This window comes from Lentzea albidocapillata, from assembly GCF_000719115.1.
Taxonomy (GTDB): Bacteria; Actinomycetota; Actinomycetes; order Mycobacteriales; family Pseudonocardiaceae; genus Lentzea; species Lentzea albidocapillata.
Genome location: NZ_JOEA01000033.1, coordinates 37,493 through 60,275, shown reverse-complemented (window position 1 = coordinate 60,275; position 22,783 = coordinate 37,493). Strand labels below are relative to the sequence as shown.

Below are 22,783 nucleotides of genomic sequence, written 5' to 3'. Positions count from 1 at the left end.
GTTTTCCCAGCTAGAGGCCTATTCATCGTCTCACGTACGTCATGAGGTCGCCGCGTTCGGGGTGGTCCTCGTCCGCGATCACGTGCGCCGTCGTGCCCGCGATGCCCGCCGGGAACAGCAGGAAGCCGTCGAGGCCCGCCATGGTGTCGAAGGAGGCGTTCTTGGCCTCCCACAGGGCCCAGACGTCCTCCTCGCGGCCGCACTCGGCGAGCAGCAGGGCGGCTAGCCCGAGCGACTCGCTGACGCCCCAGCCCTCCTGGTGGGCGGCGGTCTCCTGGGCGAGCAGGTGCCGCAGCAGATCGGCGTCGCCGTCGCGGCGTTCGCGCAGCAGGAAGTGCAGTGCTTCCTCGCGGTCTGCCTCGTCGAGCGGGGTGTTCGTGAAACTGGTTCGCAACTGGGCAAGATCGATCGACACGCCCGCACCTTAGGCCTTCCTCAAGGAGTGTTGCCATCCGGTCGTAACGGAGTAGAAGTTTCCGCATGTTGCGAACGGTTGCCGCACTGACGCTCTCCGTCGTACTGGTCGCTCCTGCTCCGGCAGGCGCGGCGGAATCATCGCCACGCGTGCCCGAGCAGGTGGGCTGGGGAGGCGCTGTCTCGAGCGTCGACCCCGACGCGTCCCAGATCGGCATCGACGTGCTCCGCCGCGGTGGCAACGCCGTCGACGCCGCCGTCGCCACCGCCGCCGCGCTCGGCGTGACCGACCCGTTCAGCGCGGGCATCGGTGGCGGCGGGTTCTTCGTCCACTACGACGCCCGCACCCGCCGTGTGTCCACTTTGGATGGCCGGGAGACCGCCCCGCGGTCCGCCACCGACCAGCTCTTCGTGGAGGACGGCAAGCCCCTGCCGTTCGCCGAGGCGATGACCAGCGGCAAGTCCGTCGGCGTCCCCGGCACGCCCAAGACGTGGCAGCAGGCGCTGCGCAAGTGGGGCACGCTGAACCTGCGCGAGGCCATGGAGCCCGCGGAAGCGCTGGCACGGCGTGGTTTCGTGGTGGACCAGACGTTCAACTCGCAGATCGCGAACAACGCCGCCCGCTTCGGCGACTTCACCTCGACCCGCGACCTCTACCTGCCAGGCGGCCAGCCACCTGCGGTCGGCAGCACGTTCCGCAACCCGCAGCTCGCCGACACCTACCGCGAACTCGCCCGCACCGAACTCGCGTCGCTGTACGGCGGTGCGGTCGGCCGCGACCTGGTGCAGGCCGTGCGGAAGCCGCCGGTCGTGCCCGGCTCGACCCGCAACGTCCGCGCCGGCGACATGCGCCTCTCCGACCTGACCCGCTACCAGGTCGAGCGCCGCGACCCGACGCACACGCGCTACCGGGGCCTCGACGTCTACGGCATGGCCGCACCGTCGTCCGGCGGCACCACCGTCGGCGAGGCGCTCAACATCCTCGAGTCGACCGACCTCTCGAAGGTCTCCGACGTCGAGTACCTGCACCGTTTCATCGAGTCGACCAAGCTCTCCTTCGCCGACCGCCTGCGCTGGGTCGGCGACCCGGCCTTCTCCCGCGTGCCGACCGAGGGCCTGCTCTCGCAGAGGTTCGCGGACAGCCGTGCGTGCCTGATCAAGCCCGACGCCGTGCTGCCCGCCCCGCAACCCGCCGCCGATCCGCGCGACCCCAAGGCCTGCGAAGCCACCGCCGGCATCTCGGCACTGCGCGAGGACGCCGAACGCACCACGCACCTCACGACGGCCGACCGCTGGGGCAACGTCGTCGCCTACACCCTGACGATCGAGGCGGAGGGCGGCAGCGGCATCGTCGTGCCGAACCGCGGCTTCCTGCTCAACAACGAACTCACCGACTTCGAGTTCGTCGCCCCGACCCCGGGCGTTCCGCACCCGAACCTCCCCGGCCCCGGCAAGCGCCCGCGCTCGTCCATGGCCCCGACGATCGTCCTCGACCACGGCAAGGTCCTGCTCGCCGTCGGCTCGCCGGGCGGCTCCACCATCATCACCACGGTCACCCAGATCCTGACCGCCCGCCTGGACCGCAAGATGTCCCTCGTCGACGCGGTGGCGGCCCCGCGCGCCTCCCAGCGCAACGCGGCCACCACCCCGGCCGAGGCGGCGTTCATCGCGGCCTCGACCACGGCGGGCCTGCAGGCCATCGGGCACAGGTTCAGCCAGAACGCCGAGATCGGTGCCGCCACGGCCGTCGAACGAGCCGGGGACGGCCGCTGGCGTGCCGTCGCCGAGCCGACCCGGCGCGGCGGAGGTGCCGCCCGCGTGGTGAAGGTGGGCTGAGCACGTTCCGGCCCGGCTGGAGTGCGGCAGCCCCGCACTCCAGCCGGGCCGGTCACACCGCCACCATCTCGCCCCGGAACAGGCCCTGGCCAGGATCCGCGGTGCAGCGGACACCCGTGTACGTCTGCGGGTCGCTGAACTGGTCGCCGGCTCGGCGTCATGACCGGCGGGGAAAGGCCGCTAGTCGTTGGTGCGTCCGTCGACGCGTTCGCGGATGAGGTCGGCGTGACCGTTGTGCTGCGCGTACTCCTCGATCAGGTGGATGTAGAGCCAGCGCACCGAGATCTCGCCCACGCGCTCGTGCACGAAGGTGTCGTCGAGGTCCCGAGCCGCCACCGCCGCGCGGGACTCGGCCATGGCGGCGAGCAGGCCGGCGTGCTCCGCCTCGGCGCGGGTGGGGTCCAGGTGCTCGAAGGCGCCGCCCCAGTCGCCCGGCACGCCGTAGCGGGCCTGGACGTCCTCGCCCGCCAGGCGGCGGCGGAACCAGACGCGCTCCACGTCCGTCAGGTGGCGGATCAGGCCCAGCAGGCTCAGGTTCGACGGCGGCGTGGACGCCGTGGCGAGTTGCTCGCCGGAGAGGCCCGCGCAGTTGGCGAGGAAAGTGGCGCGGTGGCGGTCCAGCCACGCTTCGAGCATCGGGCGTTCCGCGCCGAGCAGCGGTTCGTCGGCCGGGGTGACTTCGGGTGCCGTCCAGGTCATGTGCCCATTGCATCAGCCTCATGGCCTCGGGGTCTCCACCTTGTGGCCGAGGGCGGCACGTGATCTTCCTACCCTGGGCTGATGTGGGCTCGATACTGCGAGCCGATGTGGGTTGACCTGCGTGAACGGCACAGTTGACGGCATGACGACGACTACGGTTTCCAGCGCCCCGGCAGCCCACTTCGACTTCCACGCGCTGCTGCGCCCCGCGCTGACGGCTCTGCGGTTCACCGGCCACTTCCTCGTGGCGCTGGTGGGCGTGATCTTCCTCGGCAGCGCGTCCGAGCACTGACCGCGCTCCTCGTAGACTGGCCTCCAGTCCACACGAGGAGCACTGCGTGACCGTCCAACCCATCCGCCTGTTCGGCGACCCCGTGCTGCGCACCGCGGCCACCGAGGTCACCGACTTCGACAAGGAACTGCGCACCCTGGTCAAGGACCTGTGGGACACGATGCAGAACGCGGGCGGGGCAGGACTCGCCGCGCCTCAGCTCGGTGTTGGACTGCGTGTGTTCACGTACCACTGCGACGGTTTCGCCGGCCATCTCGTCAACCCGACGTGGGACGTGGTGGGCGAGGAAATGCAGGACGGCTCCGAGGGCTGCCTGTCCATCCCCGGCATGTCGTGGGACTGCAAGCGCCACCTGCACGTCGTGGCCAAGGGCTGGAACATGCACGGTGAGCCCGTCGAGGTCGAAGGCACCGAGACGCTGGCCCGCTGCATCCAGCACGAGTCGGACCACCTCGACGGCGTGTTGTTCCTCGACCGCCTCGACGCCGACACCCGCAAGCAGGCCATGCGGGAGATCAGGCAGTCCGAGTGGTTCGACGGTACGGTGCCCACCTTGAAACAGAGCCCGCACCCACTCTTCGGCAGGTCCAGCTGACCATGCGACTCGTGTTCGCCGGTACGCCCGAGGTCGCACTGCCCTCGCTGCGCGCCCTCATCGACTCCTCCCGCCACGACGTCGTCGCCGTGGTCACCCGTCCCGACGCACCCTCCGGCCGTGGCCGCAGGCTCGAGCGCTCCCCGGTGGGCGCGCTCGCCGACGAGCACGGCATCGAGGTCCTCACGCCGGCCAAGGCGGGAGAACCCGAGTTCCTCGACCGCCTGCGCGCGCTGGAACCCGACCTCTGCCCGGTCGTCGCCTACGGCAACCTCCTCCCGCAGCGCACGCTCGACGTGCCGAAGTTCGGCTGGGTCAACCTCCACTTCTCCGTGCTGCCCGCGTGGCGCGGCGCCGCGCCGGTGCAGGCATCCGTGCGCAACGGCGACGACATCACGGGCGCCTCGACGTTCCGCATCGTGAAGGAACTCGACGCGGGCCCGGTGTTCGGCGTGGTCACCGAGAAGGTGCGCGACCGCGACACCTCCGGCGACCTGCTGACCCGGCTGTCCGTCTCGGGAGCCGACCTCCTGCTGTCCACTGTGGACGGCATCGAGGACGGCACGCTGGTCGCCGTCGACCAGCCCGCCGACGGCGTCACCTACGCCGCGAAGATCGCAGTCGAGGACGCGCGCCTCGACTTCACCACGCCCGCCGTCGCCGTGGACCGCCTGGCGCGCGCCGTGACGCCGGAGCCCGGCGCGTGGGCCGAGTTCCGCGGCGAGCGGCTCAAGCTCGGCCCGGTGACGCCGGTGGCCGACGTGTCGCTGCCGCCGGGCGAGGTGCTCGTCGAGCGCAAACGCGTGCTCGTGGGCACCGCGACCACCGCCGTGGCCCTCGGTGAGGTCCAGGCACAGGGCAAGAAGCGCATGGCCGCAACCGACTGGGCACGCGGCGTGCGGATCGAAACAGGGGAGCGCATCGCATGACCAACCATTCGCGAGGCGCCTCGAAGCCTTCCCGCCCGAGCAGTCCGCACCCTCCACGCCGGCGCACCGGGCCCGCCCGGCCGCCCGTGGAGGACCCGGCCCGCCTCGCCGCACTGGAGACGCTGCGCGCGGTGCGCCAGCGCGACGCGTACGCCAACCTCGTGCTGCCGCAGCTGCTGCGCGAACGCCGTATCACCGGCCGTGACGCGGCGCTCGCCACCGAACTCACCTACGGCACGTCGCGAGCGCAGGGCCTGCTCGACGCCGTCATCGAGTCGTGCTCCGACCGGCCGCTGTCCGAAGTGGACGGTTCGGCGCTCGACGCGTTGCGGCTCGGTGCGTATCAGCTGCTGCGCACCCGCATTCCGTCACACGCGGCGGTCGCCTCGACCGTCGACCTCGTCCGGGCTGAGCGGGGCTCCGGGATCGCGGGCTTCGTCAACGCCGTCCTGCGCCGGATCGCGGCGCAGGACGAGGCGGCGTGGGTCGACGAGCTCGCACCCGACCCGGACACCGACCCGGTCGGCAACCTGGCCTTCACCCACGCCCACCCGCGCTGGATCGCGCAGGCGTTCGCGGAGGCCCTCGGCAGCCGCGAGGAACCGCTGAGGCGGGCCCTCGAGGCCGACGACGCGCGCCCGGCCGTGCACCTGGTGGCACGGCCCGGCGAGGTGAGCGCCGACGAACTCGCCGCGATCGTCGGCGGGGACGTGGCGCCTTACTCGCCGTATGGCGTGCACCTGGAGACCGGTGCGGGCGACCCGGGCGATCTCGAGCCCGTCCGGGAACGCCTCGCCCACGTCCAGGACGAAGGCAGCCAGCTGTGCGCGTTGGCCCTGACGCGCGCGCCGCTCACCGGCGGTGGCGACAGCGGTACGGACGGCGGCACGGACGACCGCTGGCTGGACCTCTGCGCGGGCCCCGGCGGCAAGGCCGCCCTGCTGGCCGCACTGGTCGGCCTCGAAGGCGGCGAACTGATCGCCGTCGAGAAGGCACCCCACCGCGCCGAGCTCGTGCGCAAGATCACCTCCGGCCTGCCGATCACCGTGGAGGTGGCCGACGGGCGTGAGACCGACTTCCGGGAAGGGGCGTTCGACCGCGTGCTGGTCGACGCGCCCTGCACCGGTCTCGGTGCCCTGCGCAGGCGCCCGGAGGCGCGGTGGAGGCGCCAGCCCGCCGACGTCGGCACGCTCACGAAGCTGCAACGCGAGCTGCTGACCGAGGCGCTGCGGCTGGTGCGCCCTGGCGGCGTGGTGGCTTATGTCGTGTGTTCACCTCATCTCTCCGAGACCGTAGGGGTGGTGACGGACGTCGCGGCGCGGACCGGGGCCGAAGTGCTGGACACGCGGGAGTTCTTCCCGGGAGTTCCGGACCTCGGGGAAGGACCGCACGTTCAGCTCTGGCCTCATCTGCACGGCACCGACGCGATGTTCTGCGTGGTGCTGCGACGCCCGGTTTGAGCGCTCGGGAACGACGTTAGCGACGGGGTCCGACAGTTCTCGGGCCTCGTCGCCCGCGGGCCGTGCAACGGGTCCGGAGTTCACCTGTCCGGGTGACGAGCGGGGTGTGGGGTGGCGGTGGTCCGGGTGACCGGCCTGTCCGGCACGGGGAAGTCGACCCTGCCGAACCTGTTGGCGCAGAACGGATATCGCACGGTCGACACCGTCCTGGAACGCGTCGCGAGCAGAACGCGCAATCCGTTCGGTAAAACCGAGGAAGAGCGGAACCGGATCATCGCGGACACACGGGAGATCGAGCCGCTGCTGCGCGAGCCGGCCACCGTCGAGATCGACACCGGCAGCCGCTGAACGCCGTGCTGGACCAGCTCGCCGCACTGGCGCTGGCGCCCGACCTAAGATCGTCCACATGACACGTGGGCTGCTCGGACTGGTCGCAAGCGGCTGCGGCGGTGTCGAAGGCTGGTTCCGCACCGACCTCGCCGAGCCGGCCGTGCGACTGGGGTGGCAGTTGGCCATCACCTTCACGCCGGCCGTCGTCCCATGGTTCGAGGAGGCCGGTGAACTGGACAGGCTGCAGGCGCTGACGGACCTCCCGATCCGCTGGGAGCCGAGGATGCCGAGCCAGCCCAAGCCCTATCCGACGCCGGACGCGTTCATCTTCGCCCCGGCCAGCGCGAACTCCGTGGCCAAGCTGGCCCTGGGCATCGGCGACAACCAGGCCCTGACCGCGCTGAACGAGGCCATCGGCGTCGAGAACTGCAAGGTCGTCGTCATGCCGCAGGCCAACGCGGACAAGCGCCGCCACCCCATGTGGGAGACGCACGTCACGACGCTCACCGATGCGGGTGTCGTCGTGGTCTCAGACGTGGCTCCCGGCAGGCTGCTCGACCTGCTGGACACCTAGACTTCACCCTTGTGGTCCACACGCCGATGATCGCCCCCAGCATCCTGTCCGCCGACTTCGCGCGCCTCGCCGACGAGCTCGCCGCGGTGCCCACGTCGGACTGGATCCATGTCGACGTCATGGACAACCACTTCGTACCGAACCTGACGCTCGGCCTGCCCGTGGTGAAGTCGCTGCTCCAGGTCACCGACATCCCGATCGACTGCCACCTGATGATCGAGGACCCGGATCGCTGGGCCATCGGCTACGCGGAGGCGGGCGCGTACAACGTGACCGTGCACGTCGAGGCGGCGAACGACCCGGTCGCGCTGGCCAGGAACCTGAAGGCCGCGGGCAGCAAGGCCGGTCTGAGCATCAAGCCCGGCACCCCGCTGGAGCCGTACGTCGAGTTGCTCAAGCACTACGACACGCTGCTGGTCATGTCGGTCGAGCCGGGCTTCGGCGGGCAGAGCTTCATGGCCGACGTGCTGGACAAGGTCCGCCAGGCCCGCCACCTCGTCGACACCGGGCACCTCAAGCTGCTGGTGGAGATCGACGGTGGCATCAACGCCGACACGATCGAACAGGCCGCCCAGGCCGGCGTGGACTGCTTCGTCGCGGGTTCCGCCGTGTACGACGCCGCGGACCCCGGCAAGGCCGTCGAGGCCCTGCGCGCCCAGGCAGCCGGTGCGAGATGACCCCCGAGGACGCGATGACGATCGCCATCGCGGAGAGCGAGCGGGTCCGGGGCACCACCAGCCCCAACCCGCCGGTCGGCTGCGTCATCCTCGACGAGGGCGGTAACGCGGTCGGGTTCGGTGGCACGCAGCCGGTCGGCGGGCCGCACGCCGAGGTGATGGCGCTCAAGGAAGCGGGCTCGAAGGCCCGTGGCGGCACCGCGGTCGTCACCCTCGAACCGTGTTCGCACTACGGCCGTACGCCGCCGTGTACCGAGACGCTCATCGAAGCCGGCATCAAGCACGTCATCCACGCCACCAGCGACCCCAACCCGAAGGCCGCGGGCGGTGTCGAGGTCCTGAGAAAAGCCGGCGTCACCGTCGAGAGCGGACTGCTGGAGCAGGAAGTCAGCCGAGGCCCCCTCAGGGCGTGGCTGCACTACGCGCGCACGGGCCGTCCGCACGTCACGTGGAAGTACGCGGCCTCGCTCGACGGGCGGATCGCGGCCCGGGACGGCACCAGTCAGTGGATCAGCTCGGAGACCTCCCGCAAGGAGGTCCACGACATGCGCGCCAAGCTCGACGCGATCGTCGTCGGCATGAACACGGTGAGGCTGGACGACCCCGCGCTGACGGCCAGGGACGCCGGTGGAATGCCGTTGCCCCGCCAGCCGTTGCCGGTGGTGGTGGGCACGAGCGACCTGCCGGAGGGAGCGAAGCTCCAGCACACCGCACTGCACCTGCGCACGCACGAGCCGGACGCCGTCCTGGCGGCGCTCGCCGAGCGGGGCGTGGTCGACGTGGTGCTGGAGGGCGGCCCGACGCTCGCCGGTGCGTTCTGGCGCGCCGGCCGGATCGACCGGGTCCTCGCCTACATCGCGCCCGCGCTGCTCGGGGCCGGTCCCGCGGCGGTGCTGGACGCGGGCGTGTCAACCATCACGGACGCTGTGAGGCTGACCGTGGAAGACGTCACCATGAGCGGACCGGACTTGCGGATCAGCGCGGTTCCGCGCACTTAGGAGGAGCGGTGTTCACCGGGATCGTCGAGGAACTCGGCCACGTCGAGGCGATTGAGGACCTGCCCGACGCGGCACGGATCCGCATCGCCGGGCCGATCGTGACCAGCGACGCGAAGCACGGCGACTCCATCGCGGTGAGCGGCGTCTGCCTCACCGTCGTGGAAGTCGAGAACGACAGCTTCACCGCGGACGTGATGCGCGAGACCCTCACGCGCAGCAGCCTCGCGAAGGTCGCCGCGGGCGACCGGGTCAACCTGGAGCGCGCGGCCGCGGTCGGCCAGCGCCTCGGTGGCCACATCGTGCAGGGCCACGTCGACGGCACTGGCACGATTCTCGCGCGGGACAAGGCGGAGCACTGGGAGATCGTCCACATCGGACTCCCGCCGAGCCTCTCCCGTTACGTCGTGGAGAAGGGCTCCATCACGGTCGACGGGGTCTCGCTGACGGTCGTGACCGTCTCCGAGGACCAGTTCACCGTGAGCCTGATCCCTACGACCCTCGAACTCACCACGCTCGGGCACCGCATTCCGGGCGACCTGGTGAACCTGGAGGTCGACGTGCTGGCGAAGTACGTCGAACGACTGGCGATCCCGCACCTGCGGGCCATCGCGGGCGAGGAGGCCCAGTGAGCACCGACTTCGCTGAGATCGAGCGTGCGATCAGAGACATCGCCGCCGGTCGTCCCGTGGTCGTCGTGGACGACGAGGACCGTGAGAACGAGGGCGACCTGATCTTCGCCGCCGAGAAGGCGACGCCGGAGCTGCTCGCGTTCATGGTCCGCTACACGTCCGGCTACATCTGCGTGCCGCTGACCGAGGAAGACTGCGACCGCCTCGACCTGCCGCCGATGTTCCACACGAACCAGGACGTCCGCGGCACCGCCTACACCGTCACGGTCGACGCGCGCGAGGGCGTCAGCACCGGCATCTCGGCCGCGGACCGCGCCCGGACGATCCGGCTGCTCGCGGATCCGACCGCGAAGGCCAGCGACTTCAACCGGCCTGGCCACGTCGTGCCGTTGCGGGCCAAGGCCGGTGGCGTGCTGCGCCGTCCCGGGCACACCGAGGCCGCCGTCGACCTGGCGCGGATGGCCGGGCTGTCGCCCGCGGGCGTGCTCTGCGAGATCGTGTCGCAGAAGGACGAGGGCGACATGGCCCGCCGCGACGAGCTGGAGGTCTTCGCCGCGGACCACGACCTCGCGATCATCACGATCGCCGATCTCATCGCGTACCGCCGCCGGGTCGAGACCCAGGTCGTGCGCGCCGCCGAGGCCCGCATCCCGACCGCGCACGGTGTGTTCACCGCGTTCGGCTACGACAGCCTGCTCGACGGCATCGAGCACGTCGCCCTCGTGTACGGCGAGATCGGCGACGGCGAGGACGTGCTGGTGCGCGTGCACTCCGAGTGCCTCACCGGCGACGTCCTGGGCTCGTTGCGCTGCGACTGCGGCCCGCAGCTCGACGCGGCGATGGAAGCCGTTGCGGCACAAGGACGTGGCGTCGTGCTGTACATGCGTGGTCACGAGGGCCGTGGCATCGGCCTGATGCACAAGCTGCAGGCGTACCAGCTGCAGGACGAGGGCGCCGACACCGTGGACGCGAACCTGGTGCAGGGCCTGCCCGCCGACGCACGCGACTATGGCACGGGTGCGCAGATCCTCGTGGAACTCGGCATCAAGTCCATGCGGCTGCTGACGAACAACCCGGCCAAGCGCGTCGGACTGGAGGCCGGATACGGTCTCCGGGTGCTCGACCGGGTGCCGCTGCCGGTCTCCCCGAACCCGGAGAACCTGCGGTACCTGCGCACCAAGCGCGACCGGATGGGTCACGAACTGCACCAGCTGGAGCAGTACGAGACCGTTGTTTCCGCTACGGAGGACCAGGAATGAGCGGCGAGGGCCGTCCAGACCAGACCAGGCTCGACGGCAAGGGCCTGAGCGTCGCGATCGCGGCGACGCGCTGGCACACCAAGATCACCGACCAGCTCGTCGAGCGTGCCCTGAAGGCCGCTGAGGACGCGGGCTGCGCCGACACGACGGTCGTGCGCGTGGCGGGGGCGATCGAGCTTCCCGTCGTGGTGCAGGAACTGGCGCGCCACCATGACGCGGTGGTCGCGCTGGGCGTGGTCATCCGCGGTGGCACCCCGCACTTCGAGTACGTGTGCGACTCGGTGACGGACGGGCTCACGCGCGTCGCGCTCGACGAGTCCACGCCCGTCGGGAACGGCGTGCTGACGACCGACACCGAGGAGCAGGCCCTGGCCCGGGCTGGCCTGCCGGACTCGGTGGAGGACAAGGGATACGAGGCGACCGTCGCCGCGATCGACACGGCACTGGTGCTGCGCGGCCTGCGCCAGCCCTGGACCGAGCGGGGTTTCGAATGATGACGGCGGAAGCGCTCGTCCTGCGTCCCAAGAAGATCCGCCGCGTCGCTTGGGCGTGCGCGGTCGGTCTGGTCGTGGTGTTCACGGTGGTGGGGCTGCTGCTGGGCAACACGCCGACCGGCGTGATCTTCCGGACCTCCGACCAGGTCGCCATGATCCTGCTGGGCTTCCTGCTCGCGGGCGGTGTGCTGCTGCTGACCCGTCCCCGCGTCACGGCCGATGCGTCGGGTGTCGACGTGCGCAACGTCGTGACGTCACACCACTACGACTGGAACGACGTGCGGTCGGTCAGCTTCCCGGACGGTGCCGCGTGGGCCCGGCTGGAGCTGCCGGACGACGAGTACATCTCGGTGATGGCCGTGCAGGCCGTGGACCGTGATTACGCCGTTTCGTCCGTGCGCGCGTTGCGTGAGCTGCACAAGGCGGCACGCGCCTAGTCTTCGTAAGAAGCCGAACGAGCCGCTACCCTCAGTGGTGGGGTGGTGGCGATGGACGAGACGCGCAACGAGGTCAAGGCGGCCACGATCGGCGCCGTCGTGCAGGCGGGGTCCATCGGGTCGGTGCATCTGCCCGCACAGTCGCGGCCGGTGCCCAAGCAGCTCCCCGCCGCACCGCGGCACTTCGTCGGCAGGACCGCCGAACTGGCGCTGCTGGACCGGGTGCTGGGCGGCGCGGCGGTGATCGGCGGTGCGGGCGGGGTCGGCAAGACCTGGCTCGCGCTGCGATGGGCGCACTCGCGGCTGGACGCGTTCCCGGACGGCAGGCTCCACGTCGACCTGCAGGGTTTCGCGCCCGGTGGCAGACCGTTGCCGCCGGCGGTGGCGGTCCGGTCGTTCCTGGACGCGCTCGGGGTCGCACCCGGGTCGATCCCGGTGAGCCTGCCTGCCCAGGCCGCCCTGTACCGCAGCCTGGTGGCGGGCAGGCGCATGCTCGTGGTGCTCGACAACGCGGCCGAGGAGGCACAGGTCGAGCCGCTGCTGCCGGGCAGCCCGTCCTGCACCGTGCTGGTGACCAGCCGTCGTTTTCTGCGCGGACTGGTGGCGAACCACAGTGCGGAGCCGGTGGGTCTGGACGTGCTGTCCGAAGAGGACTCCCGCGCGGTCCTGACCGGCAGGCTCGGGGAGGACCGGATCGGACGCCACGGCGACGCGGTGGACGAGTTGGTGAGCCGGTGCGGCGGGTTGCCGCTGGCGCTGGCGACGGTGGCCGCACGGGCGCGGCAGCACGGGAACTTCCCGTTGTCCGTCCTCGCGGAGGAGCTCCGCGAGGACCGGCTGGACGGGCTGCGTTCGGTGTTGTCCTGGTCCTGCAGACTGCTCTCGGACCGTGCGTCGACCTTGTTCGGTTTGCTCGGCCACGCACCCGGCCTGGACATCGGCTTCGACGCCGCGGTCAGTCTTGCCGGTCTGCCCGGACCGCAGGTGCGTGAAGTGTTGCGAGAGCTGGAAGACGCGCATCTGGTGCACGAACACGTGCCGCGCCGCTATCGGATGCACGACCTGGTACGCAGCTATGCCGCCGAACAAGCAGTGGACCACGAGCGGGGACTGCGCCGCCTCACCGACTTCTACCTGCACACCGCCCATGCCGCCGACCACCGCGTCTATTCGCATCGGCGACAGGTGGTGCTCGGCGAACCCGAGCCCGGATGCGCGCCGCTGAGTCCTCCTGATGACGTCGCAGCGCTGACATGGCTCGACGCGGAACATCGATGCCTGCTGGAAACGCAGCGAATCGCCCTCGCTCTGGGCTGGTACTTGCGGGTGGGGCAGCTCGCACACCTGTTGACCTCGTTTCACTACCGTCGTGGTCATCTGCGGGACCAGGTGACGTCGTGGGAGCGCGGCCTTGCCGCCGCCGAACGGCTGGGGGACGTGGACGCGCAAGCCAAGGCCCTGAGAATGCTCGGGAACGCGCACACCCAGACGGGTGACTACCCTGCTGCGACGGCGCGGCTGCGGCATGCGCTGGAGTTGGGAAACGACCTGTTCGCACAGGGACAAGCCTGCATGGCACTGGCCATGTTGCTGGAGATCGAGGGCGGTCTCGCCGAGGCGGTGGAGCACGGTGAGCGAGCCGTGCGGTCGTTCGCCGAGTTGGGAGACAGTCTCTGCGAGGCCGACGCTCTCGGTATGACGAGCTGGCTGCATGTTCTGGCCGGCAACCACGACGCGGCGCTGCCCATGGCACTGCGCGCTCTCGCCATGCATCGCGAACTCGGCAACAGGGCCGGAGAAGCGGTGGCGCACAACAGTCTTGGTCAGCTCGCTCAGGCCACCGGCCGGTACCGGGAGGCACTGGAGCACCACGAGCAGGCGCTGGCCCGGCACCGTCACGTCGGTGGTGACGCGTGGAGCGAGCCCAACACCCTCGACCTGATCGGCCAGGCGCACGCGGCGCTCGGCAACAGCGACGAGGCCCGCGCGGCCTGGCAAGGCTCGATCGCCATGTACGAGGAGCAGTTCCGGCTGGACATCGCCGCCAAGGTCAGGGCCCGGCTGGACGCGCTCTAGATCCACAGACCGAGGATCGCGCCCGCGAGCGTGAGCCCGACGATGTGATAGCCCGCCCCGATGGCCGCGAAGGTGATCGGGGCGGGCTTCGTCCTGTCGTAGGCCCCGGTCATGAGCCTGATCGGCAGCGCTATGCCGAGACCGACGACGAGCCCCAGCAGGATGCCTTCCATGATGTCGTCGGTGCGGGAGGCGTGGCCGATCATCGCGGTGGCGAGGGTGATGACGAAGCACGTGACCAGTGGGATGGCGTAGACGCCCACTCCGATCTTCTCGGGTGGGCTCAGGTCCCAGCCGGCCGCGCGTTGCCAGGCCCTGCCGAAGGCGTAGTCCGCGTACCAGACCAAGCCCAGCGCGAAGTACGCGATCGTGGCGACGACGACGGCCCACCAGTTGAGGTCACCGAGCACGGTCAAGCTCATGAGGGGTCTCCCGCGGTGATCAGGGTGCCTTGGCATCGCGGGGTGCACGCTCACCGTTACGGGTGCATTGACGCCGAAAGGGCCGCCCACCGGGTGGTGGACGGCCCTTTCGGTACGACGGGGACTAGCTGCGGACCATCTTGCGCAGCACGTACTGCATGATGCCGCCGTTGCGGTAGTAGTCGGCCTCACCGGGCGTGTCGATGCGGACGACCGCGTCGAACTCGACCTTCGAGCCGTCCGCCTTGGTGGCGGCGACGTGCACCGTCGACGGCGTGGTGCCGTTGTTCAGCTCCGTGACGCCGCTGAAGTCGAACGTCTCGGTGCCGTCCAGGCCCAGCGACGACGCGGTGTCGCCCGCCGGGAACTGCAGCGGCAGCACGCCCATGCCGATGAGGTTCGAGCGGTGGATGCGCTCGTAGGACTCGGCGATGACGGCACGGACGCCGAGCAGCGAGGTGCCCTTGGCCGCCCAGTCGCGCGACGAACCGGAGCCGTACTCCTTGCCCGCCAGCACGACCAGCGGCACGCCGGCCTCCGCGTACGATACGGACGCGTCGTAGATGGTGGTCTGCGGGGCGCCGTCGGCCAGGAAGTCGCGGGTGAAGCCGCCCTGGACGTCGTCGAGCAGCAGGTTGCGCAGGCGGATGTTCGCGAACGTGCCGCGGATCATCACCTCGTGGTTGCCGCGGCGGGAGCCGTAGGAGTTGAAGTCCTTGCGCTCCACGCCGTGCTCGGTCAGGTACTTGCCCGCGGGCGAGTCGGCCTTGATCGAACCGGCGGGGGAGATGTGGTCCGTGGTGACCGAGTCACCCAGCAGCGCCAGCACGCGGGCACCCGAGATGTCGGTGACCGGCTTCGGCTCCATCTCCATGCCCTCGAAGTACGGGGGCTTGCGCACGTAGGTGGACTCGGAGTCCCACTCGAACGTGTTGCCGGTCGGCGTGGGCAGCGACTGCCAGCGCTCGTCACCGGAGAACACGTTCTGGTAGCCCTTGGTGAAGCCCTCCGCGGAGATCGAGGTCGAGATGACCTCGGCGATCTCGGCCGGGGTCGGCCAGATCTCCGACAGGTACACCGGCTTGCCCTCGGGGTCGTACGCGAGCGGCTCGGTGGTGATGTCCTTGTCCATCGAACCGGCCAGCGCGTACGCCACGACCAGCGGCGGCGACGCGAGGTAGTTCATCTTGATGTCCGGGTTGATCCGGCCCTCGAAGTTGCGGTTGCCGGACAGCACCGAGACGACCGCGAGGTCGCCGTCCTGCACGCCCGCCGAGATCTCGTCCTGCAGCGGGCCCGAGTTGCCGATGCAGGTGGTGCAGCCGTAGCCGACCAGGTGGAAGCCGAGCTTCTCCAGGTACGGCATGAGGCCGGCGCGCTCGTAGTAGTCCATGACGACCTTGGAGCCCGGCGCCAGGGTCGTCTTGACCCACGGCTTGCGCTCGAGGCCGCGCTCGACGGCCTTCTTCGCGAGCAGGGCCGCGCCGAGCATCACGGACGGGTTCGAGGTGTTGGTGCACGACGTGATCGCGGCGATCGCGACGGCGCCGTGGTCCAGCTCGAACTCGTTGCCGTCGAGGGTGACCTTGACGGGCTTCGAGACCCGGCCGGTGGCACCCTCGGCGGCGGACTGGAAGACCTTGGGCGTGCCGGAGCCGTTCTGGCCCTCGTGGATGGCGACCGGGTCGCTGGCCGGGAACGTCTCGTCGACGGCCTCGTCCACGCCGGTCAGCGCCGGGGACTCGGTGTGCGCGACGTAGGCGCCCAGGGCCTGGCGGAACGACTCCTTGGCGTTCGTCAGCTCGATGCGGTCCTGCGGGCGCTTCGGGCCGGCGATGGACGGGACGACCGTCGCCAGGTCGAGCTCCAGCGTCTCGGAGAACACCGGCTCGCGGGACGCGTCGTGCCAGAGGCCCTGCTCCTTGGCGTAGGCCTCGACGAGCGCGATCTGCTCCTCGGTGCGGCCGGTCAGGCGCAGGTAGTCGATGGTCTCGCCGTCGATCGGGAAGATGCCGACCGTGGAGCCGAACTCCGGCGACATGTTGCCGATGGTGGCGCGGTTCGCGAGCGGCACGGCGCTGACGCCCTCGCCGTAGAACTCGACGAACTTGCCGACGACGCCCTGCTTGCGCAGCATCTCGGTGATCGTGAGCACGAGGTCGGTCGCGGTGGCGCCGGGGGGCAGCTCACCGGAGAGCTTGAAGCCCACGACCCGCGGGATCAGCATGGAGACCGGCTGGCCGAGCATCGCGGCCTCGGCCTCGATGCCACCGACGCCCCAGCCCAGCACGCCGATGCCGTTGACCATCGTGGTGTGCGAGTCGGTGCCGACGAGGGTGTCCGGGTACGCCTGGCCGTTGCGGACCATGACGACGCGGGCCAGGTGCTCGATGTTGACCTGGTGCACGATGCCGGTGCCGGGCGGGACGACCTTGAACTCGTCGAACGCCGTCTGGCCCCAGCGCAGGAACTGGTAGCGCTCGCGGTTGCGCTCGTACTCCAGGTCGACGTTCATCTCGAACGCGTCCGGGCGGCCGAAGATGTCGGCGATGACCGAGTGGTCGATCACGAGCTCGGCGGGCGCGAGCGGGTTGACCTTCTCGGCGTCGCCGCCGAGGTGGGTGACGGCCTCGCGCATGGTGGCGAGGTCGACGACGCAGGGCACACCGGTGAAGTCCTGCATCACGACGCGGGCAGGCGTGAACTGGATCTCGGTGCTCGGCTCGGCGGCCGGGTCCCAGTTGGCGAGAGCGCGCACGTGGTCGGCGGTGATGTTCGCGCCGTCCTCGGTCCGCAGCAGGTTCTCCAGCAGGATCTTCAGGCTGAACGGAAGACGCTCGGCGCCCTCCACGGCGCTCAGCCGGAACACCTCGTAAGAGGCGTCGCCGACGTTGAGCGTGCCGCGGGCGCCGAAGCTGTCCTTGCTAGCTGGTGCAGTCACGTGCAACTCCATAACTGGTGACAGCGCGGTGGTCGGTTCGGGATGGGGGAGAGTCTTCCTCACCGGGTCGGCCCCTGCCCCTCGACCCCAAACAGTACGCTTGTCCTGTAAGCCGGTTCAAGCCAGGTTGCCCTAAGTCACGATCCCGGTGCGGTACTCACACGAGAGCCGGCGGACCTGATCACAGCAGGATGATCGCGGACGCGATCAGCATCAGCACCGTCACGCCCTCCAGCGCGATGTAGACGAGATGCGCGCGGGACGAGCGCGAACGTGATCGCCGTGGCCGCCGCGAGCACGATCTCCGCCGAGTTCAGGGCAGGGTGGTTATCTTGGCGTGGTGCTCCTAGATCGTGTTTCGAAGCGGTACGGGCGCGGGCCCTGGGTGCTGCGCGACCTCACGCTGGAGGTCTCCGGCCTGACCGTGCTGACCGGCGCGAACGGCACCGGCAAGTCGACGTTGCTCAAGATCGCCGCCGGCGTCCTGAAGCCGACGTCCGGCCGTGTCGAGCGGCCTGCCTCGGTCGGCTACGTGCCTGAGCGGTTCCCTTCGGACGTCAAGATGTCCGCTTCGTCCTACCTCGCGCACATGGGGCGCGTTCGCGGCGCTGAGGCCGGCGATGCGCTGGAACGACTGGGATTCGTCGGTTCGCTGACGGCGCCGATGTCCGAGCTGTCCAAGGGCAACACGCAGAAGGTCGCGCTGGCACAGGCATTGGCGGCTTCCGGCGTGCTGGTGCTCGACGAGCCGTGGTCCGGGCTCGACCCCTCGGCGTCCGCCGAACTGGTGTCGTTGCTGGAGGGACGGACGGCGCTGGTGTCCGACCACGAGGGACACCTCGCGTCGGCGACGCGCGTGGACCTCTCCGGCGGGCACGTGACGATCGAGCTCAGCCGGGTCGCGGCGCCCGATGCGTTGGAGGCGCTGGAAGGCGTGCGGTCGGTGCAGGCGCGCGGGTCGTCGGTGCGGGTGGTCGTGGCGCCGGAGCAGAGCGATCAGGTGCTGGCCGAGGCGCTGCGCCTCGGCTGCTCGGTGCGGAGTGTGCGGTGATCGCCCTCGTCCGGTACCTCGCGGCCGATGTCCTTCGCGGGCAACGCTATCTGGCGCCGCTGCTGGTGTTCCTCGGGGTGATGGGGATGTTGTTCTCCAGCGACGCCGGGCAGCCACTGGAGGCGTATTCGGGTTCGTCGGCGTTGCTCTACCCGATCGCGGCGTGGATGGCCGTCGTGGTGGCGACGTCCGAGGACGTGGTGCGGCGCGAGATCACCGTGGTGAACGCCGGAGGCCGGCCGCGGGTGCTGACGGCGGCGGCGCTGGTCGCGGTGTTGTTCGCGATGGCCATGGCGGTGCTGGCGGCGGTGTGGCCGGTGGTGACGAACCCCCACCCGTACACGGCGGGCGAATTTTTTGTCGGACTGGCCGCGCATACTGGGTGTGCGTTGCTCGGCGTCGGGGTGGGCCTGCTGTTCGCCCGCCCTGTCCTCGACTCCATCGGACGCACTGTGCTGGCGGTGTTCACGGTGGTGGTGCTGACGTACCCGCTGGGGCGGATCACCCCGCTCGGGTGGGTGCTGGACGCGCTGGGCCACAACAGGGTGTCGCTGTCCCTGCTGGGGACGGCGGCGGCCGGCGTCGCGCTCGTGGCGGCCGCGGTGGTGGCCGGGGTCCGGCGGGCCTGATGCGGGTCAACGTGCTCGGGCCGCTGCAGGTCGTGTCCGCGGACGGCGCACCGGTCGAGGTGCGCGGCAGGCGGCTGCGGTGGCTGCTGATCCGGCTGGCGATGGAACCTGGCACCGTCGTCGCGCCGGACCGGCTGATCGCCGACCTGTGGCCGGACGAGCCGCCGGTCGACGGTGCCGCGGCGTTGCAGTCGCTCGTGTCGCGGCTGCGGCGGGTGCTCGGTGCCGCCGTGATCTCGTCGCACGCGGCGGGGTACCGGCTGGAGGCGGAGACCGACGTCGAGGCCTTCTCGCGGACGCGTGACGCGGCGTTGTGGCGTGGCGCGGCGTTCGAGGAGGCACCGTTCGCGGTGGACGAGGCCGTGCGGCTGGCGTTGCTGCGCGACGACCTCGCGGGCCTGGAGGCGCTGGCGGCGGCGCATCCGTGGCGCGAGGACGTGCAGGCCCGGTTGATGCTGGCGCTGAACGCCGCCGGACGGCGGTCGGACGCGCTGGCGGTGTTCGCGCGCGTTCGCACGGCTCTGGCCGACGAGCTGGGCGTGGATCCCGGTGAGGCGCTGGCGGCCGCCCACCTGACGGTGCTGCGCGAACGCGTCGCGCGCGGGAACCTGCCGGCGCCGGTCGGATCGTTCGTCGGGCGTGGCGCGGACCTGGCCGCGTTGGCCACGTTGTTGCGCGACAACCGGTTGGTGACGCTGACCGGGTTCGGCGGCGTGGGCAAGACACGCCTCGCGCTGACGCACGCCGCGTCGGTGCCGCAGGCGTGGTTCGTCGAGCTGGACTCGGCGGCCGAACCGCTGGCGGCACTGGACGCCGCCCTGGGCCCGAACCCGTTGGCGGCGCCGGTGTTCTCGCGGCTCGGGTCGTCGCTGGTGGTGCTCGACAACTGCGAGCACGTCGTGGACGCGGCCGCGGCGCTGTGCGTCCGGCTGCTGGCCGAGGCGCCCGACGCGCGCGTGCTGGCGACGTCCCGCGAGCCGCTCGGGATTCCGGGCGAGGTCGTGTGCCCCGTGGCGCCGCTCGACCTCGATCACGCCGTGCGGTTGTTCTCGGCACGGGTCGGGTCGGTGTTCGATCCCGACGTCGTGCGGCGGGTTTGTGCTGCCCTGGACGGGATTCCGCTCGCCCTGGAGCTCGCGGCGGCACGGGCCCGGTCGCTGTCGGCGGCGCAGCTGGAGTCGCGGGTGGACAGCCGGCTGCGGTTGCTCGACCGCGGCGCGCGGACCGGGCCGGCGCGGCACCGGACGTTGCGGGCGGTGATCGACTGGAGCTGGGAGCTGCTCCACGACGCCGAGCGCGGGTTGCTCGCGCGGCTGGCCGTGTTCGTCGGTGGGGCGACGGCCGCGGCGGTGCATTTCGTGTGCGGAGCAGGCTCGCGCAGGGGTACCCCCTTGCCGGGAACCCCTGCATCACAACGTACTCAGGAGGTCCGACAAGATCAGGACCTCTGGGACACCGAGGACCTGCTGGCCGCGCTCGTGGAGAAGTCGCTCGTCGTGCGGGTGGGCGAGCGCTACCGGCTGCTGGAGACCGTGCGCGAGTACGCGTTGGAGCAGGGCCAAGCCGATCCTGCGAAGCACGCCGCCTACTACGTGGAGCTGGCCGAGCGGAACGAACCGTTGCTGCGAGGCCCGGAGCAGCTGGACGCGTTGAAGGTCTTCGACGTGGAACGGTCCAACCTCGACGCGGCGCAGGCATGGGCGGTCCGGCACGACCTGGCCGTCGCACGGCGCATGATGGCCGCGCGTACGTGGCATTGGCTGGTGATGACCAAGCGGTTCGAGGAGATCCGCCGCTGGGCTTCGCTCACGCCGGACGACCCGTTCTCGGATGTGCTGGCCTCGCTCGGCACGCCGGCCGCCGTCGTCGCGGCGGAGCGGTTGTGGCAGGAGGACCTCCCGACGGCGCTGTGCGCGTTGATGCTGACGAGCGGCCAGGCCTGGGGTCAGACCGCACTGGCGGAACGGCTCGAGGTGCTGGCCGGTCGGCTGGAACGGTCGCCGGACGCCTGGATGCGCGCGTTCGCGGCGCTGGTCCGCGGGCTGGTGGCCGGTGAGTTCAGCGAGGGCTCCGCGCCGCGGGCGGAGGCCGCGTACCGGGAGGCGCTGCGCGGGTTCCGGGCGGTGGGAGACCGGTGGGCCGTGATGTTCGGGCTGTCCTGCCTGGTCATGGTGCTGATCAACCGGGGTGCGTTCGCCGAGGGCCTGCAGGCGGTCTCCGAGGCGAGACGGATGGCTGCCGAGCTGGGCGAGCCGGAGTCGGTGCTGGTGCCGATGTCCGTGCTCATGCAGGCGGCGCGCGTCAAGATCAGGATCGGCGACCTCGCCGGCGCCCGTGAGGATCTGGAACTGGTACCGCCCTCCCCGCTCGAGCTGGACCGGGCACGGGTCACGCAGGCCTACGGTGAGATGGCGTACTTCCGCGGTGACTTCGAGCAGGCCGTCACGTTGTACCGGCAGGTGCTCGACGCCACGGAGGACTCGCCCGCGAACCAGTTCCGCGCCACCGTCCACGCCGGACTGGGACTGGCGCTGACCCGACTCGGTCAGCTCGCCGAGGCGGGCGAGCACCACGGCCGGGCGCTCGACACCGTCAACAGGAGCGCTGACGGCCCGGCCCGCGCCATGGTGCTGGAGTGGTACGCGGACTGGCTGCTCGCCCAGGGCGATCCCGCCGGCGCGGGAAACACCCTGGACGAGGCCGAACGGCTACGCGGCGGACCGAGCAGCGACCCGGCGGTGGTGCAGCTGCGTGACCGGGTTCGCGCCGAAGTACGCGTCGATCGCTGACCGGCCGATCGCGGCGACGTAGCCGTCCGGGCGCACCAGCACGGGGCCGTCGGGGAAGTCGAGCGTCACGAAGTCGGGGCCGCGCAGCAGGTCGAAGATCCGGCCCTGCTCGGTGATCCCGTCGGGCATGCGGTCACCCGCCTGCAGCCCCTCGCCTTCTGTCGTCCGGTACGACAGCGAGAGCTGCAGCGTCTCGTCACCGCGGCGCTCGAACGGGTTGCCGGACATCATGATCGCGGTGGTCATGCCGAGCAGCCACTCGGCGACGGGCTTGCGCTCGGCCTCGTAGGTGTCGAGCAGCGTCTCCATCCCTAGCTTCCAGCCCAGGTTGTAGGCGTCCTGGATGCCGGTGTTCATGCCCTGCGCACCGGCGGGGGAGTGCACGTGCGCGGCGTCACCGGCGAGGAACACCCGGTCGGTGCGGAACCTGTCCACCATGCGGATGTTGGTGCGGTGCAACGACATCCACGTCGCGTCGTGCAGGATCACGTCGTCCAGGCCGGTGTGCTCGCGGACGATCCGCTGGTAGAGCGCCAACGACGGTTCGTCTTCACCGTCGCCGGTGGCCTGGAACTGGAAGAGGTCCGTGCCGGGCAGCGGGCACAGGGCGAGCCACCGGTCGGCACGGCTGCCCCACTGGTGCCAGTGGTCGCGGCCGAGACCGGAGACCCGGACGTCGCCGATGTACATCCGCAGGTCCGCGTGGGTCTCGCCGACGAACGGGACACCGAGTTCCTTGCGCACGAACGACTTGCCGCCGTCGCAGCCGACGAGGTACTTGGCCCGCACGGTCTGCGGGCCGACAACGGCCGTCACGCCGGAGTCGTCCTGGGTGAACGACGTCAGCGGCATCCCGTACTCGACGGGCTGCGGGAGTGCTTCCCGCAGGACCTGCTCGACCCGGAACTGCGGAATGAGCATGGTGCGGGCGTACGGGCGTTCGACCGTGGGGTGGCGGCCCTCGTGCGCGTCCCACTCGCGCAGCACCTCGCGGCCCTGGTAGACGCGCATGGTCAGGTCGAGCCGGCCGGACGCCAGCACGGGCTCGATCACGCCCAGGTCGTGGAAGACCTCCATGCTGCGCGGCTGGAGGCCCTTGCCGCGGGAGCCGGCGAAGGGCGCGGGCGCCGCGTCGACGATGCGGAACGGGACTCCGCGGCGGGAGAGGTCGAGGGCCAGGGTGAGGCCGGTCGGGCCGGCGCCGATGATCAGAACCTGAGTGTCCATGGGCACCAGGTTCGGCCCCGGAACT

At 70.8% G+C, this 22,783-nt stretch carries 22 protein-coding genes; 17 read left to right on the top strand and 5 right to left on the bottom strand.

Going from position 1 to position 22,783, the window contains the following annotated elements:
* Positions 1 to 22: 22 nt before the first annotated feature.
* Entirely contained in the window at positions 23 to 415 is a 393-nt protein-coding gene (locus IG04_RS0139535) for a hypothetical protein (protein WP_030481885.1), read from the bottom strand.
* Between the two features lie 65 nt (positions 416 to 480).
* On the opposite strand from IG04_RS0139535, the gene ggt reads away from it, so the two are divergent.
* Positions 481 to 2,250, top strand: a complete 1,770-nt coding sequence (gene ggt / locus IG04_RS0139530; RefSeq protein WP_030481884.1) for a gamma-glutamyltransferase — start codon at positions 481 to 483, stop codon at positions 2,248 to 2,250.
* 180 nt (positions 2,251 to 2,430) lie between these two features.
* Here the strand turns inward: ggt and IG04_RS0139525 are convergent, their stop codons facing one another.
* Positions 2,431 to 2,949, bottom strand: coding sequence for a DinB family protein (locus IG04_RS0139525; protein WP_030481883.1), 519 nt, complete (start codon positions 2,947 to 2,949; stop codon positions 2,431 to 2,433).
* Between the two features lie 142 nt (positions 2,950 to 3,091).
* On the opposite strand from IG04_RS0139525, the gene IG04_RS46980 reads away from it, so the two are divergent.
* From IG04_RS46980 to IG04_RS0139460, 13 genes are all read left to right on the top strand, one after another.
* Positions 3,092 to 3,241, top strand: a complete 150-nt coding sequence (locus tag IG04_RS46980; protein ID WP_157513101.1) for a hypothetical protein — start codon at positions 3,092 to 3,094, stop codon at positions 3,239 to 3,241.
* A 46-nt stretch (positions 3,242 to 3,287) separates the two neighbouring features.
* On the top strand, positions 3,288 to 3,836 hold the full coding sequence (gene def, locus IG04_RS0139515) for a peptide deformylase (RefSeq protein WP_030481882.1): 549 nt from the start codon (positions 3,288 to 3,290) through the stop codon (positions 3,834 to 3,836).
* 2 nt (positions 3,837 to 3,838) lie between these two features.
* Positions 3,839 to 4,765, top strand: coding sequence for a methionyl-tRNA formyltransferase (gene fmt / locus IG04_RS0139510; protein ID WP_030481881.1), 927 nt, complete (start codon positions 3,839 to 3,841; stop codon positions 4,763 to 4,765).
* Complete coding sequence (locus tag IG04_RS0139505) at positions 4,762 to 6,225, top strand: RsmB/NOP family class I SAM-dependent RNA methyltransferase (RefSeq protein ID WP_030481880.1); 1,464 nt, start codon at positions 4,762 to 4,764, stop codon at positions 6,223 to 6,225. The genes fmt and IG04_RS0139505 overlap by 4 nt, the downstream gene beginning before the upstream one ends.
* Before the next feature lie 111 nt (positions 6,226 to 6,336).
* A complete protein-coding gene (locus IG04_RS0139500) occupies positions 6,337 to 6,573 on the top strand; it encodes a hypothetical protein (RefSeq protein WP_030481879.1) in 237 nt (78 codons plus the stop codon).
* 58 nt (positions 6,574 to 6,631) lie between these two features.
* Positions 6,632 to 7,129 (top strand): flavoprotein, encoded by a 498-nt coding sequence (locus IG04_RS0139495; RefSeq protein WP_030481878.1) that lies wholly within the window; start codon positions 6,632 to 6,634, stop codon positions 7,127 to 7,129.
* Positions 7,130 to 7,155: 26 nt separating this feature from the next.
* Positions 7,156 to 7,806, top strand: coding sequence for a ribulose-phosphate 3-epimerase (gene rpe, locus IG04_RS0139490; RefSeq protein WP_030481877.1), 651 nt, complete (start codon positions 7,156 to 7,158; stop codon positions 7,804 to 7,806).
* Complete coding sequence (gene ribD / locus IG04_RS0139485; protein WP_030481876.1) at positions 7,803 to 8,804, top strand: bifunctional diaminohydroxyphosphoribosylaminopyrimidine deaminase/5-amino-6-(5-phosphoribosylamino)uracil reductase RibD; 1,002 nt, start codon at positions 7,803 to 7,805, stop codon at positions 8,802 to 8,804. The genes rpe and ribD overlap by 4 nt, the downstream gene beginning before the upstream one ends.
* Positions 8,805 to 8,812: 8 nt before the next feature.
* The gene (locus IG04_RS0139480) at positions 8,813 to 9,433 is read left to right on the top strand and encodes a riboflavin synthase (RefSeq protein ID WP_030481875.1); all 621 of its coding nucleotides are present in this window, start codon (positions 8,813 to 8,815) and stop codon (positions 9,431 to 9,433) included.
* A complete protein-coding gene (locus tag IG04_RS0139475; protein ID WP_030481874.1) occupies positions 9,430 to 10,692 on the top strand; it encodes a bifunctional 3,4-dihydroxy-2-butanone-4-phosphate synthase/GTP cyclohydrolase II in 1,263 nt (420 codons plus the stop codon). Before IG04_RS0139480 ends, IG04_RS0139475 begins: the two co-directional genes overlap by 4 nt.
* Entirely contained in the window at positions 10,689 to 11,186 is a 498-nt protein-coding gene (gene ribH, locus IG04_RS0139470) for a 6,7-dimethyl-8-ribityllumazine synthase (RefSeq protein ID WP_030481873.1), read from the top strand. The genes IG04_RS0139475 and ribH overlap by 4 nt, the downstream gene beginning before the upstream one ends.
* Positions 11,183 to 11,623: a PH domain-containing protein gene (locus tag IG04_RS0139465; RefSeq protein ID WP_030481872.1), complete on the top strand. Its 441-nt coding sequence runs from the start codon at positions 11,183 to 11,185 to the stop codon at positions 11,621 to 11,623. The genes ribH and IG04_RS0139465 overlap by 4 nt, the downstream gene beginning before the upstream one ends.
* 51 nt (positions 11,624 to 11,674) lie before the next feature.
* A complete protein-coding gene (locus tag IG04_RS0139460; protein WP_144065784.1) occupies positions 11,675 to 13,699 on the top strand; it encodes an ATP-binding protein in 2,025 nt (674 codons plus the stop codon).
* Here IG04_RS0139460 and IG04_RS0139455 read toward each other — a convergent pair.
* Together IG04_RS0139455 and IG04_RS0139450 are read right to left on the bottom strand one after the other, a co-directional pair.
* A complete protein-coding gene (locus IG04_RS0139455; RefSeq protein WP_030481870.1) occupies positions 13,696 to 14,121 on the bottom strand; it encodes a DUF1761 domain-containing protein in 426 nt (141 codons plus the stop codon). The genes IG04_RS0139460 and IG04_RS0139455 overlap by 4 nt on opposite strands.
* 124 nt (positions 14,122 to 14,245) lie before the next feature.
* A complete protein-coding gene (locus IG04_RS0139450; protein WP_030481869.1) occupies positions 14,246 to 17,062 on the bottom strand; it encodes an aconitate hydratase in 2,817 nt (938 codons plus the stop codon).
* Positions 17,063 to 17,402: 340 nt separating this feature from the next.
* Between IG04_RS0139450 and IG04_RS0139445 the strand changes: the two genes are divergently transcribed.
* Genes IG04_RS0139445 through IG04_RS0139435 form a run of 3 tightly spaced genes read left to right on the top strand, consistent with a single transcriptional unit; the run spans position 17,403 to position 21,531 of the window.
* Positions 17,403 to 18,113 (top strand): ATP-binding cassette domain-containing protein, encoded by a 711-nt coding sequence (locus IG04_RS0139445; RefSeq protein WP_030481868.1) that lies wholly within the window; start codon positions 17,403 to 17,405, stop codon positions 18,111 to 18,113.
* Complete coding sequence (locus IG04_RS43370) at positions 18,110 to 18,742, top strand: hypothetical protein (protein ID WP_051771778.1); 633 nt, start codon at positions 18,110 to 18,112, stop codon at positions 18,740 to 18,742. The genes IG04_RS0139445 and IG04_RS43370 overlap by 4 nt, the downstream gene beginning before the upstream one ends.
* Positions 18,742 to 21,531 (top strand): ATP-binding protein, encoded by a 2,790-nt coding sequence (locus IG04_RS0139435; protein ID WP_051771773.1) that lies wholly within the window; start codon positions 18,742 to 18,744, stop codon positions 21,529 to 21,531. Before IG04_RS43370 ends, IG04_RS0139435 begins: the two co-directional genes overlap by 1 nt.
* On the opposite strand, the gene IG04_RS0139430 is transcribed toward IG04_RS0139435, so the two are convergent.
* Positions 21,451 to 22,758, bottom strand: coding sequence for an FAD-dependent monooxygenase (locus tag IG04_RS0139430; RefSeq protein WP_051771770.1), 1,308 nt, complete (start codon positions 22,756 to 22,758; stop codon positions 21,451 to 21,453). The two genes, IG04_RS0139435 and IG04_RS0139430, sit on opposite strands and share 81 nt — an antisense overlap.
* Between the last annotated feature and the right edge of the window lie 25 nt (positions 22,759 to 22,783).